This is a genomic window from Serratia sp. MF1(2023) (genome assembly GCF_030954545.1).
Lineage (GTDB): Bacteria > Pseudomonadota > Gammaproteobacteria > Enterobacterales > Enterobacteriaceae > Serratia > Serratia sarumanii.
Genome location: NZ_JAVHUX010000022.1, coordinates 23,727 through 37,700 on the forward strand (window position 1 = coordinate 23,727; position 13,974 = coordinate 37,700).

At 58.8% G+C, this 13,974-nt stretch carries 7 protein-coding genes; 5 read left to right on the forward strand and 2 right to left on the reverse strand.

The genetic code is table 11. The features are described from left to right. The first annotated feature begins 29 nt into the window (after positions 1-29). The 5 genes from REA38_RS13245 (at position 30) to REA38_RS13265 (ending at position 12,815) form a co-directional block, all read left to right on the forward strand. A complete protein-coding gene (locus REA38_RS13245; protein ID WP_308886021.1) occupies positions 30-11,150 on the forward strand; it encodes a hemagglutinin repeat-containing protein in 11,121 nt (3,706 codons plus the stop codon). Beyond that, a complete protein-coding gene (locus tag REA38_RS13250; protein ID WP_086556926.1) occupies positions 11,147-11,539 on the forward strand; it encodes a hypothetical protein in 393 nt (130 codons plus the stop codon). The genes REA38_RS13245 and REA38_RS13250 overlap by 4 nt, the downstream gene beginning before the upstream one ends. Before the next feature lie 452 nt (positions 11,540-11,991). Beyond that, the gene (locus tag REA38_RS13255; protein ID WP_223181994.1) at positions 11,992-12,222 is read left to right on the forward strand and encodes a hypothetical protein; all 231 of its coding nucleotides are present in this window, start codon (positions 11,992-11,994) and stop codon (positions 12,220-12,222) included. Then, positions 12,222-12,578, forward strand: coding sequence for an immunity 8 family protein (locus REA38_RS13260; RefSeq protein ID WP_071883814.1), 357 nt, complete (start codon positions 12,222-12,224; stop codon positions 12,576-12,578). Before REA38_RS13255 ends, REA38_RS13260 begins: the two co-directional genes overlap by 1 nt. A 57-nt stretch (positions 12,579-12,635) precedes the next feature. Further along, positions 12,636-12,815: a hypothetical protein gene (locus tag REA38_RS13265; RefSeq protein WP_033648475.1), complete on the forward strand. Its 180-nt coding sequence runs from the start codon at positions 12,636-12,638 to the stop codon at positions 12,813-12,815. A gap of 60 nt (positions 12,816-12,875) precedes the next feature. Here REA38_RS13265 and REA38_RS13270 read toward each other — a convergent pair whose 3' ends face one another. Both REA38_RS13270 and REA38_RS13275 read right to left on the reverse strand, forming a co-directional pair. Next, a complete protein-coding gene (locus REA38_RS13270) occupies positions 12,876-13,340 on the reverse strand; it encodes a surface-adhesin E family protein (protein ID WP_049233105.1) in 465 nt (154 codons plus the stop codon). After that, a complete protein-coding gene (locus tag REA38_RS13275; RefSeq protein WP_043147540.1) occupies positions 13,337-13,948 on the reverse strand; it encodes a hypothetical protein in 612 nt (203 codons plus the stop codon). The genes REA38_RS13270 and REA38_RS13275 overlap by 4 nt, the downstream gene beginning before the upstream one ends. Positions 13,949-13,974: the final 26 nt, after the last annotated feature.

Genomic DNA, 13,974 nt, shown 5'->3' on the forward strand with positions numbered 1-13,974 from the left:
CGGACTGACTTTTCTCATGGATGTGACCTATGAACAAACATTGCTATCGCCTTATCTTCAGCCGCACCCACGGGGAGTTGCGGGTGGTGTCCGAACTGGCCCGCAGCTGCAGCAGCGAGCCGGGGCAGCGCATCGGTTCAGGAATAACGGGTGGAAGTCGTCTGTGGGTCACCGTGCGTCGGTCAGTGTGGCTGCTTGGGCTGTTGATGTTCGCCGGCCCCGTCATGGCAGACGGCATTGTCGCGGACGGCGGTGCCAATTCTTCCCAGCGGCCGGAGGTCATCACTACCCAGAACGGCTTGCCGCAGGTCAACATCACCGCCCCCAACCAGGCTGGGGTTTCACATAATCAGTATCAGCAGTTCGACGTCGACGCCAAAGGCGCCATCCTCAACAACTCGGCGGTGATGACCGCGACCCAGATGGCCGGGATGATCCAGGGTAACCCTAATCTCAATCCCAATTCCGCGCCGGCTCGCGTCATCCTCAACGAAGTCAACAGCAACAATCCCAGCCAGCTGCGCGGTTTTATGGAAGTGGCCGGCGGCAAGGCGCAGGTGATTGTGGCCAACCCCGCCGGCATTGTCTGCAACGGCTGCGGCACCATCAACGCTGGGCGCATGACGCTGACCACCGGCAAACCGCAACTGAACGCCGATGGCAGCGTGGCGGGCTACCAGGTCGAGCGCGGCGTGGTGCGCATCGAGGGCGGTGGGCTCAACGGCGATACCCGTCATGATACCGAGTACGTCGACATTCTGGCGCGCGCGGTGGAGGTCAACGCCGGCGTCTGGGCTAAAGAAGGCGTGACGCTGGTGGCCGGTCGTAACCGCGTGAGCGCGGACGGCAAAACCGCCGCGCCGCTTTCGGACGACGGCAGTGCCAGGCCTGAGCTTGCCATCGACATGGGGCAGATGGGTGGCATGTACAGCGGCAGTATCCGCATGATCGGCACCGAAGCCGGCGTCGGCGTGCGTAACCAGGGCGGACAGGTCCGGGCGGGCAAAACGCTCACCGTGAGCAGCGAAGGCAAGCTCAGTTGGCGCTCTGATGCGCCCACGCAGGCCGGCGGCGATATTCAGCTGGCGGCAAAAGGCGACATCGAGACGCACGGGAAAGTGTATAGCGGTGGCCAACTGGCCGTGCAGAGTCGCGAGGGAATGTTAACGCAATCCGGTACGTTGGCGGCGGCCGGGAATGTGCACCTGAACGCCACGCGCGGCATCCAAAGCAGCGGCCACCTGCTGGCGGGCAGTAATGCCGAAAGCGCGCTGGTCCATGATGCCAATCTGCAGCTTGATAGCCAGGGCGATATCCGCGCCAGTGGCAGTCTGCTCGGTAAAAAGAACGTCAACGCGACCGGGCGGCGGGTGGATATCAGCGGCGCGCAGGTTGCGGCCGGCCACACCGCGCTGGCGGCCCGCGAGGGCGGCGTGGCTTTGCGCCAGTCCACCGTAGACAGCGGTGAGCTGGCCGTGAGCACGAAGGGAAATGTGGATGCGCAGCAGGCCAGGGTCAAGGCCGGGCGCTGGGCGGTCGATGCTGACAACCTGTTCAACCAACAGGCTACCTGGTCTCAGACCGGTGACGGTGAGAGCCGTTTCACCCTGGCGGGCGCGCTGGATAACAGTGACGGCACCATCGAGACGCAGAGCCTCCGGCTTTCGGCCGGCCGGCTGATCAATCAGCGCGGTCGCCTGGTGGCGTTGGGGGAAACGGCGCAGCACTGGCGAGTGGGTGGCCTGCTCGACAATGGCGGTGGCACGATGGGCAGCAACGGAGCTCTTCGCCTCGACGCCGGCCGCCTCGATAACCAGCGCGGCACGATAAAAACCCAGGCGGGGCTCACGCTCCATGCTGATGGCGCGGTGAATAATGCCGGCGGCAACCTGCTGGCGGGGAACGGCCTGACGCTTGAGGCAGGTAGCGCTCTGAATAACCAGTTCGGCACCCTGAGCGGCGATGACGTGCGTCTGGCGGTACAACGGCTGGATAACGCGCAGGGGCAGGTCATTGGCCAGGGAAATCTCGAAATGACGGCCGGCCGCCTGGATAACCAACGCGGCCTGATGGGCGCCGGCAAGGCGCTGAATGTGCACGCCGGCGACTGGGACAACCGTGGCGGCACGGCGCAAGGCGAAACGGCCGTCACGGCAACGGCGAGCAATCTCAACAACGACGGCGGTAAGCTGCTTTCAGGCCATGCATCAACCCTGAAGACCTCGGGCAACGCCACCAACCGCGGCGGTGAAATCAGTGCTACGGTGCTGACGGTGCAGTCTGACCGTCTCGACAACAAGCAGGGCAAGGTGATTGGCCGACAACGGCTTAACCTGCATACCCGTCAGGGGCTGGACAACACGCAGGGGCTGCTGGGTGCCGGTGAGATGCTGACGGTGAGCAGTGAGGGCGAGCTGAACAATCATCACGGTAGGGTGCAGGGAAATGGGCAAACCACGGTGTCAGCGCGAGACATCCACAACGAGGCCGGCAAGCTGCTGGGTGGGCAGAGACTCTCTCTCACTGCGTCGGGCGTGCTTGGCAACCGCGAGGGGGAAATCAGCGGCGAGTCGCTCACGCTAACGGCGCAGCGCCTCGATAACGCTCAGGGCAAGGTGGTCGCCAGGCAGGATGCGAACCTGACGGCGAAGCAAGGGGTGAGCAACGCCGCCGGCTGGCTTGAAGGCGGCAGCGCACTCGCCGTCAACACCGATGGCGATTGGGACAATCAGGGCGGCACCGCACAAGGTGGCCGGCAGGTCACCGCCAACGCGCAGTCGCTCGACAATACCGGCGGGCGGCTGCAGTCCGGCGGAGGCCTGACGCTTGACGCCGCAGGCAATATCCTCAACCGTTCCGGCAAACTGACCGCGCAGCAGGCCCTTGCCGTTAACGGCGGAGCAAGCAGCCTGTTCGATAATGACGGCGGCTCCCTGCAGAGCGGCGGCGATCTGTCTCTGCAGGGAGGCCAGTTGACCAACCGCGCCGCAGGGGTGGTGCTGGGCGGCCAGGCGCTTTCTCTGAATCTGGCGGGGGGCTGGGATAACCAAAACGGCACCTTGACCGGCAATGGCCGCACGCAGGTGCGCGCCGCCAGTCTGCTCAATGCTCAGGGCGCCATCAACGCGCTGGATAGCCTGGACATGCAGTTCACCGGCAAACTGGATAACCGCCAGGGGCGTGTTTTCAGTCAATCGTCTCAGGTGTTGCAGGCACAGGATATCGTCAACACGCAGGGCTGGATGGGCAGCCAGGGGAGCTGGCGGGCCATCAGCGGCGGTTTTGACAATACGCAGGGCAGCGTACAGAGCCGGCAGGAAACACAGCTTACGGCTGACTGGTTGGATAACGCCCGGGGCGTGATGCAATCGGCGCAAAACCTGGCGCTGCGCATCAAACAGGATATCGATAACCGCAGCGGTAAGGTCTCGGCGCAGGGGCAACTGACCGTACAAGGGGCCGCTGACGGCGAGCACGCCGGCGCCATCAATAACACCGGCGGCGAATGGCTGGCGGGCCAGGCGCTGACTATCGCCGCCCGCAGCCTTGATAACGTCCAGGCGGGGCAACTCTACAGCCAGAAGCAGCTGCGGCTCAATTTGAACGGCGGGCTGGACAACCGCGGCGGGAAAATACAGGGCGGCGATGCGCTGGCGCTTGAAGCGCAGGCGCTGAATAATGCCGGCGGGACGATAGACGGCCAGCAACGCGTGGCGCTGCGCATTCTTGGTTTGCTGGAAAATACCGGCGGTGCAGTGCGCAGCAATGGCGGGCAAGAGGTGTCGGCCGCCGGTATCAATAATACACGCGGCGTATTCAGCAGCCGCGGCGGCATCACGGTGGCATCAAAGCAACTGGACAATACCGGTGGTACGCTCATCAGTCAGGGGGCGGGCACCTACCGACTCGACCGGCTTAACAATCAGCATGGCAAGGTGCACAGCGGCGACGCGCTCACCCTTGAGGGGGCGCAGGTCAACAACCGGGGTGGGCAATTGGTGTCAACCCAGGGGCTGGCGCTCAAGGCCGGGACGCTCGATAACAGCGGTCAGGGCACGCTCAGCAGCCAGGCGGAACTGGATGTGCAGGCCGAGCGCCTGAACAATCGCGATGGCGGGTTGATACTGGGCACCACGCGCACCGATATCACCTCTCGTGATATCGACAATACCGCAGGCCGCCTGCAGAGTAGCGGCCAGATGACCCTCTCGGGGGTCACGCAGCTGGACAACCGCCAGGGGCGGATCCTGGCCAACGGCAACCTCAATATCAATACTGACCGGTCACGGACCGACTCGCCGCTGGCGCTGCTCAACCAGGGCGGGCGCGTGGAGAGCGCCGGGCAACTTACCTTGCATGCGCGTACCCTGAATAATCAGAACGGTACCCTGCTGGGGCTGCAGGCGCTGACGCTGTCCGCGCAGCAGGACTATACCCATCAGGCCGGCGAAACGATCAGCAGTAACGGTACGGTGACGTTCTCCCTGAGCGGCGCCTTCACCAACCTGGCGGATTGGTTGCTGCCCGGCAAGCTGGCGCTCCATGCGGCCAGCATCACCAATCCGGCGGCGCTGGTGGGCAAAACGCTGCAGCTGACGACCGGAGCCTTGCAAAACACCGGGCGCCTTGAGGCGGACAGCATGACGCTGAACGTCGATACCCTGGACAACGCCGCGGCGCTGATGGGCGACGACATCACCGTGAACGGGCGCATTATCGACAACCACGGTGCGCCTGCGGTGATGGCGGCGACCCACAGCCTGACGGTGCAGACCGGTGAGCGGCTGACCAACCGGGAGGGAGCGCTGATTTACAGCGCCGACCTTCTGCACCTGCACAGCGATGACCTGATTGAAAACCGGGCCAGCTTTATCGAAGCGGACGGTGACGCCACCGTGGAAGCGCGTCGCCTGAACAACCTGCGCGAAGGGCTGGTAATTGAGCGTAACGCCGAGAAGAGCGACTACAAATGGCACCGCTACAACTACTACTGGCGCTCCTACGGTTCAAAGGTCAATCCCGATAAAAGCACCCTGGCGCCGACCACCCAGCAGCTGACCTATCAGGATGACGCGGCGGCGCAAACCAACCGCTACGGCACACTGCTGGCCATTGATGCGGCGGGCAAGCGCGCACAGGTGCGGGTCAAGGACAATAAGGGCCAACTGACCGACCTGTGGGTCAACTACCTGGCGCTCAAGCCGAATGCCGATGGCAGCTATGCGATGACGTTCTATGAAACGCGTGGGGGCAATCAGCTGGCGACCATCCCGACGCCTTATCAAAACGGCTTCCATTGGGAGCACGACTGGACGCAGGTGATGACCTGGGATCCCGAAAAGCATGTCGATATCGACAGCGCGCCGTTCATCACCGATTACAACAACTTCCGCGAACGTACCGAGAGCGGCACGGTGACGCGCGACAAGCTGGTGAGTGAGGGGATCGGCGCGCGTATTCTGGCCGGCGGCAACATGGTGCTGCGCATCACGGGAGCGTTGCTCAATGACGCCAGCGTCATTACGGCCAACGGCAATCTGACGCAGGACGGCGGCGGCAGCGTGGACAACCGCGGTTACTCGGTTAACGAGCGGCGTCAGGCGGCTATCGTTGACCATTATGACAAGGACACGCATCACTGGTACCCCACGTTCAACCGGGACGAAACCACAGCGCTGGCGACCGTTGACGGGCTGATCACCGGCAATGGCACGGTCACCATCAACGGAGCCCGCATCACCAACACCACGGTCAATCAGGCGCAAATCAGTCAACTTGATGCGGCGTTAAAGGCGGTGGATGCCGAACGCGCCGAGCTTGAGCGCAATCCGCTGGCCTTCACGGTAGAGGGCGCTGCCCGACCTGACGGCGATACGACGCTGGCGCCGGGTGAGCAAATGACAAGACCGGGCGCCACGCCGTCCTCGCCGCTGGGGCGCCCACTGCTGCCGTCTGAGCTGGCGCTGACGCAGTTACAGCATCTGGGCAATGTGGCCACAGCCATCCCCAATAACGGCTTGTTTAGTCAACATACGGCGACCGGCAGCCCGTTCCTGGTGGTGACCGATGAACGCTTTACCCGCCGCGACAACTTTATCAGCAGTGATTATATGCTCGAGCGCGTAGGGTATGACCCGGCGCAGGCCCATAAGCGCCTGGGGGACGGCTTTTACGAGCAGCGTCTGGTGCGCGAGCAGGTGCTGGCGCTGACCGGCAAACCGTCCGTCAAGGGCTGGGATGCGATGGAGCAGTATCAGCAACTGATGAACAACGGCAGCAAAGTCGCCCAGGACTTCCATCTGGTGCCGGGCGTGGCGTTGACGCCGGAGCAGATTGCGGCGCTGCAACAGGATATCGTCTGGCTGGTGAGCGAGACGGTGCAAACGGAAGGCGGCCCGCAAACGGTGTGGGTGCCGAAGGTGTATCTGGCACAGACTACGCTGCGCCTGACCGGCGATGGCGCGCTAATTGGCGGCGGCGACCTGCAACTCTCGGCAAACAGCATCACCAATGCCGGCAACCTGTTTGCCGAAAAAGCCCTGACGGTTGACGCCGGGCAGTTCCTGCATCAGGGCGGCGACGTCAGGGCAGGCAGCATTGACGTGCAGGCAGACAGTCTGGCCATGAGCACTAACCTGCAGGACGCGCTGCGCCAGGCGACCATGAGCGCCGGCGACATTCGCCTGCGCGGCACCGATATCACGCTCACGGGGGCGAAACTGGATGCGACCGATACGCTCAGCCTGAGCGCGCGTAACGATCTGACCATCACCGCCGCGAAAAGCAGCCATACCGCCGATCTTGAGGTTATCTCCGGTTCAATGGGTAACCGCACCCGCGGCGGCACGGAAGCGGCAGGCTCCCGGATGGCGCACGTCAGCGGCGAATGGCAGCAGGCTCTGGGGAGTGAGCTTAACGCCGGCGGCAACCTCACGCTCAATGCCGGGCGAGACGTCACGTTCACGGGCAGCCAGGCCAGCGCCGCCGGCAGCACCCGCGTGCAGGCCGGCGGCGATATCAACATCAGGGCCGAAAGCACCACCAATACCACGCACCTGGACGCCAACAGCCCTACTTCATCAGTCAGCAACGACCGCCAGGAAGAGCGCCTGACAGTAAGCGCACTCGGCGGAGACCAGGGCGTCACCCTGGTGGCGGGCAACCGCCTGTTGGCCGAAGGCGCGCAGATTGACAGTAAAGAGGGGCGTATTGGCGTCAGCGCGCGGGACGTGACCATTAAAGACGCGCGTACCCGCACGCAGGACCAGGACAGCGAAAACAAGCGCGAAGGCAAAACCAAGAGCCATCGCGAAGAGCAAACCGAGCGCGAAATCAGCACCGGCAGCACCTTCAGCGGGCGCGAGGGTGTGACCGTGATCGGGCGTGAAGGCGACGTCACGGTTACCGGCAGCACCCTGCACAGCGACCAGGGCGCCATCGCCCTGCAGGCGAAAAACGATGTGATCCTTAACCACACCACCGACAGCGAGCATCGCGTCTCCAACGAGGAAAGTCGCGGCCGGAAAACTAAAGGTGAGCGCGCCGAAGAAGTCCTGCGGGAAAACGTGGTGGGCAGCACCCTCAGCGGGCAGGGCGGCGTCACGGTGGTAGCGCAGGACGGCAGCATCATCGCCACGGCAAGCGCCCTGCACAGCGAACAGGGCGCCATCGCCCTGCAGGCGAAGCAGGATGTGACCCTCAATACCGCCACCGAACGCGAGTCGGCCCTCAGTGAAGAGCGGTCACAGAAAAAAGGTTTCCTGAAAAAAAGCAGCAGCCACAGCGTGGCGCATGACGCCACCACACGCGAGAAAGGCAGCCTGCTCAGCGGCAACAGCGTCAGCGTCAGCGCTGGCAACGATCTGACGGTCACCGGCTCGGCCATTGCCGCAGACCAGGACGTGAACCTGCAGGCCGGCCGTAACGTCGACATCGGCGCGGCCACCGAGACCGACACGCATTACCAGCTGGAAGAGAAGAAAAAAAGCGGCCTGCTGGGCAGCGGCGGCATCGGCTTCACCATTGGCAAACAGTCGAGCAAACATGAAATCGACGAGAAAGGCCGGACCCAAAGCCAAAGCTTCAGCACCGTCGGCAGCAGCCAGGGCAGCGTCAACATCACGGCGGGCAACCAACTGCACATCGGCGGCGCCGATCTGGTGGCGGGCAAGGATCTGGCTCTTACCGGCGACAGCGTGACTATCGATCCCGGCGTTGATGCGCGCACGCGTAAAGAGACCTACGAGCAGAAGCAGAGCGGCCTAAGCGTGGCATTGTCGGGCACCGTGGGCGGCGCGCTCAACACCGCCGTCAGCTTGGCACAGCAGGCGCGAAAAGAAGGAGATGGGCGCCTGAACGCGCTGCAAAACACCAAGGCGGCGCTGTCCGGCGTGCAGGCTGCACAGGCCTGGGAGCGGGATAATGCGCTGACCGCCTCGGCGGAGGCGAAAAACGCCGCTGCCGGCTTGCAGCCGGGGGACGAAGGTGCGGCGCAGGGCGCCACCAATACGGTGGGTATCAGCGCCTCCTACGGCAGCCAATCGTCGAAGAGCGAAACCCGCACCGACAGCCGCCAGTCGCAGGGCAGCACGCTCACCGCCGGGCAAAACCTGTCGATAACGGCGAGCGGCAAGAACCACAACGCGCAAAGTGGCGATATCGTCGTCACCGGCAGCCAGCTGAAAGCGGGCAAAGATCTGTCGCTCGATGCGGCGCGGGACATTACCCTGCAGTCGGCGCAGAAGCGCGAAAGCACCGTCGGCAAAAACAGCAGCAAAGGCGGCAACGTCGGTGTCGGCATCGGCGCAGGTTCGGGCGGGTACGGCATCAGCGTCTCGGCCGGCGTCAATGCCGGCAAGGGGCATGAGAACGGCAACGGCCTGACGCATGCCGAAACCACCCTGGATGCCGGCAGTAATCTCAAGGTGACCAGCGGCCGCGACACCCGGCTTACCGGCGCGCAGGCCAGCGGAGAAAAAGTCACCGTCGACGTGGGCCGTAACCTGGCGCTGGAAAGCCAGCAGGACAGCGACCGCTATGATGCCAAACAGCAAAACGCCAGCGCGGGTGGCAGCTTCACCTTCGGCTCGATGACCGGCTCAGCCAACTTAAGCGCCAGCAAGGACAAACTGCACAGCAACTTCGACTCGGTAAAAGAGCAGACCGGGCTGTTTGCCGGCCAAGGCGGGTATGACGTCAAGGTCAAAGAACATACCCAGCTCGACGGCGCTGTGATTGCAAGCCAAGCTGACAAGGAGAAAAACCGTCTCGATACCGGCACGCTGGGCTGGACGGACATCCACAACCAGGCGGACTACAGCGCGACGCACAGCGGCGGGTCATTCAGCACCGGCGGGCCGGTGGGCAAGGATCTGCTGACCAACATGGCCGGCGGCATGCTGTCGGGCGCCAACCACAGCGGGCACGCCGAGGGCACGACAAAGGCCGGGGTTAGCGAAGGTACGCTGATAGTTCGCGACACCGGCAAACAGCAGCAGGATGTGGCGCAGCTGAACCGGGATACCGAGCATGCCAACGCCGGCAGCATCAGCCCGATATTCAACAAGGAGAAGGAGCAAAACCGGCTCAAGCAGGCGCAGTTGATTGGGGAGATTGGCGGCCAGGCGATGGACGTCATCCGCACGCAGGGCGATATCGCCGGGCTGAAGGCGCAGAAAGACCCGGCGGCGCTGTCACAGGCCAGGGAGCAGCTTGAGAAGAGCGGCAAACCAACGAACGATGCGGCGGTGATGCAGCGGGCGTACGACAACGCGATGCGGCAATACGGCACCGGCAGCGACCTGCAGAAGGCGGCGCAGGCGGTGACGGGGGCGCTGACGGCACTGGCGGGCAATAACCTGGCGGGCGCGCTGGCGAGCGGTGCCTCGCCGTATCTGGCGACGGAAATCAAGAAACTGACCACCAATCCGCTGACCGGTGAAGTCGACGTTGCTGCCAACACAATGGCGCATGCAGTGCTGGGCGCGGTGACGGCGCAGTTGAACAACCAGTCGGCCGCGGCAGGGGGACTGGGCGCGGGGGGCGGTGAACTGGCGGCGCGCTACATTGCCGGGCAGCTGTTCCCGGGCAAGACGGCGCAGCAGCTGAGCGAAAGCGAGAAACAGCAGGTGAGCGCGCTGAGCCAGCTGGCCGCAGGGCTTGCAGGCGGGCTGGCGACGGGGGATACTGCGGGAGCCGTGACCGGCGGGCAGGCGGGTAAGAATGCGGTTGAGAATAACTATCTGAGTGTGGAAGAAAAGACGAAGCTTGAGTTAGCGAAGCAGAAACTCCAGAACAGCAAAGATCCGGCAGAGCGTGAGCAGGCCCAGCAGACGATTAATGAACTGCGTGAAAAGGATATCGCCAGCGACAAGAAGGTGATAGAGGCCTGCGGAAATGGTGCGGCAGCCAGTGCGGCCTGTGGTGCGGCGAGACTGGAGGTTATCGCGGCCAAGGGTGAGTATGAAACCGGGCCGTATAACTCGAAGGTGAGCCAGCAATACGCGGATGCTTACGGCCAGATAGTGAACCTGCTGAATATCACCAGTGTTGATGCGCAGAGTCAGCAACAGGTGAAAGATGCGATGGTGAACTATGCCATGGTGCAGCTTGGCGTAGATAAGGCTACGGCAGAGGCTTACATCGAAACCTATGATGGGATGAAGATTGTAGCGGCCTCATTGACTCCTGTGCTTGGTTCAGCGGCAGCGAAACAGCTTGGTAAGATTGTTGATGCGAATCTGAAGGTCGTGGCGAAAGGGAACGTAGATGGTAGTAAGTTTACTGATACTAACCAAGGTATTAGACCTTCACAGTTAGCCGATTTTAATAAACCGACTCTTATCAACGATGTGGTACAGGCCAAGATAGATAAGAGGCCTGATAAAAATTACCCTAATGGAAATATGGGCACCGCTCATGCAGAAATAGGTGTGATTCAGCAAGCCTTTGATAAAGGAATGACTCAAGGGCGTGAAATGGCGATGAGTGTAGCTGGTAAGGAAGTATGTAACTACTGTCTGAGTGATGTAAGAACTATGGCAGAAAAGGCCGGATTAAAGTCACTGACGATATACGAAGAAGCAACTGGTAACGTTCTTTTTTGGCAGCAAGGGATGAAAAAAATAGAGAAACGAGGGCCGGCAAAATGATGAATTATGAACTTTCGTGTCTATTGGCTGGTGAGAAATATGCCAGAAATGAGTCCCCTTTATGGCCCGATGTGCTCGATTTTTTAAATATTTTGAAGAATAGTAGTGGTAGTGTAAATATTAGGATCATTAATGCTCCAGAAGTTGGGCCTGAAAGACTCAGTGTTGAGGCAGAGAATGGCTTTTATCTGGTGACTTTGCTTGAATATGATGAGTCTGGGAGCGATGTAAGGTCTATATGGGATCAAACTTCTTCTTCTGGGGAAAATGTCATGATTCTTGGTAATTACTGGCCGAAGCGGCAGCTTACTAAGGACTTTGATCTTGTTGTCAGGATCTTTAAAGAGTTCTTTGATACAGGCAATGTTTCAATGGATCTTCTGAATTAAAACAGTAACCCCGGTCTTGACCGGGGTTGTGCTTCTAATCTCTAAATCCTCCCACTTCTCGCCGCCGCAACCGGATCACACCGGGCGCAGCAGAGACCTCCAGGTGTTCCGCCTCGGTGATCCCGGGCTGACTTAGCCAGTCGCCAGCGATAACCTGCTCGCCGTTCTCTCGCGCCTGGTCGGCCCCCAAATCTTGCCGCTGTTGGCTGGCCTGGCAGAGTTCGCGCCAGGTGGTCTTATCGGTGACGGTGGTGATCTAGAGTGTGTGATGCTGAAACGTCAGTTGTCATGAGGACCGGGGTAAACTCGAGTGTAGTGATCGCGTCTGCTGAGGCGAAAAACGCCGCCGCCGGCTTGCAGCCGGGAGACAGAGGTGCAGCACAAGGCGCCACCAACACGGCGGGTATCAGCGCCTCCTAATTGGCTCAGGCAGCAAAGAAGAAGCCGATTGCTTGGGTAAAATTTGGGTTGGGGAAGGGGCACGACCAACGAGTGATGGTACAGGGTTAGTAAGTGCCGATGGAACCAGAATTTACCGTTCGCCAAAAGAAAAGCCAAATACTCCAGGTTCGTTAAATCCAACAGGAACTCAGGCCAACTTTGAAAGTTATACAAAGAATATTGAAACAGGAAAAATGGATAAGATTGGTAACGGTCACTTAAACATTTTGGGTGGAAAATAATGAAGGCATCTCTAAGAAGTATTGGCTGTGATTGGTTTGATTTATCAAGCTATCAACCTGAGCAGAATGATTGTTTTCAATTTTTAGCTCATTTATGTATAGGGCCAGTAGGGGAGGAGGGAATCAATCATTTTGATGTTTTTATCTGCACCCCTGAATGGCTCTGCAAGCACCACTGGCTGCCGGAACTGATGCGTCACACGTTGCTGGTACGTAAATACGATTTGGATGAGATAACCAAAACCATCACCGATTACATCGATCAATGTGAAGGCGATGACTGGATGGAGATTGCTCAGAAACTCTCTCGTGTTTTTGCTTGGGAATTCGAAGATTACCAGCCTTACCATCCGTAAGTAGTTGCCTGTCCTTGGCTGGGGTAGTTGCTTTTATGTGTAACTGCCGGCGGCACCTTGTCGGGTGCCAACAACAGCGGGCACGCCGAGGGTACGACAAAAGCCGGGGTCAGTGAGGGAACGCTGATAGTCCGTGACACCGACAAACAGCAACAGGATGTGGCGCAGCTAAACCGGGATACCGAACATGCCAACGACGGCAGCATCAGCCCGATATTCAACAAGGAGAAGGATTAGTGTGTTTGATATATGTCATAAAAGAGGCTCGAAATAAGCCTCTTTTATTAAAGTGGATTGTCAACTTTGTGCGTCGATGGCCTTCTTATATTTCACGCAATAATTTTGCCATCCAATAGCGTCAAGACTGTTATTTTCTGCGATAAGCCACCTGCTCGAACTGAGTGGGTAGGGAACAATCGCTTTTCCCGTTGCATATTTGTCAGAGAAGAAGCCAATGGGGAGTTTTGTGTACTTATTTTCGGTATTGCAATCATAAAGTATTTTTTCTTTTATGGATTGAAACTTTTTACCAACTACCGTATCCTCTTTAAAGAATGAAATAATCATCTCAAATTGAATAATGTCGCTATTGCCCTGGTAATGCCACGAGTCCATTTTCTTCAGGTAGGTAATCGAGTCGCTTCCCTGGAATAATTTGGTATACCCTGGTGGTGGAGATGTGTCTTTTGATTTTTCGCTGCTACAACCTGATATGAGTGCGAAACCTAAGAGTGTGATGATCAATTGGTTGTATTTTTTCATTTTTTCAATAACCCAGTAAGATATAAGTCTTTGTCAGTAATTTTCCCTTGTAATGTACACATGATACTCACAACACCTTTCTCTTTATTGTCTTCTATTATAAACAATTTTTCTGCTGAGTTCTCTTCTGGTGCTACACCGTCAACGGCTGAGTTATTAGCCATCCATTGGCCATCAACGGTGTTTCGTATCATTGGGTTGTAGGTGTAAATATTTCCAATTTTAACTAGGTTGATTTTCTGGGATAGAATTTTCACAATCTCATTAAAGGATTGAAGGGACTCAAATCCCCAATAGTAGAATTGGCCTTTCACATCAAATGTGCTAATTTCTTTGTATTTATCAAAGTCGGTATAAGTAACAATAAAACTATTAACCTCAATGCCTTCCGGGGATGTAAATGTGGTCGGGAACGATAATTTTCCGGTGGTTTTTAACATGGATATATCTAACGAAGGGATGAGCGACTTTAAATTCCCATCATTCTGTATTTCTTTAAAAAATGATGCATCGCAGTTTGCGAGTGCTTGAATTGTTGAGTTAGCGTTTGCGTATTCTGCAATTCCCATCAATATATAGAGCAAGCATGCCATATGTCTCTTTTTCATAATCATTTCCTTATGTTACGTTTTAA

What these genes read in the sequence shown, in the direction of transcription:
- REA38_RS13245 (WP_308886021.1), top strand. Translation starts at nt 30, where the DNA reads ATGAACAAACATTGCTATCGCCTTATCTTCAGCCGCACCCACGGGGAG.
- REA38_RS13250 (WP_086556926.1), top strand. Translation starts at nt 11,147, where the DNA reads ATGATGAATTATGAACTTTCGTGTCTATTGGCTGGTGAGAAATATGCC.
- REA38_RS13260 (WP_071883814.1), top strand. Translation starts at nt 12,222, where the DNA reads ATGAAGGCATCTCTAAGAAGTATTGGCTGTGATTGGTTTGATTTATCA.
- REA38_RS13270 (WP_049233105.1), bottom strand. Translation starts at nt 13,340, where the DNA reads ATGAAAAAATACAACCAATTGATCATCACACTCTTAGGTTTCGCACTC.
- REA38_RS13275 (WP_043147540.1), bottom strand. Translation starts at nt 13,948, where the DNA reads ATGAAAAAGAGACATATGGCATGCTTGCTCTATATATTGATGGGAATT.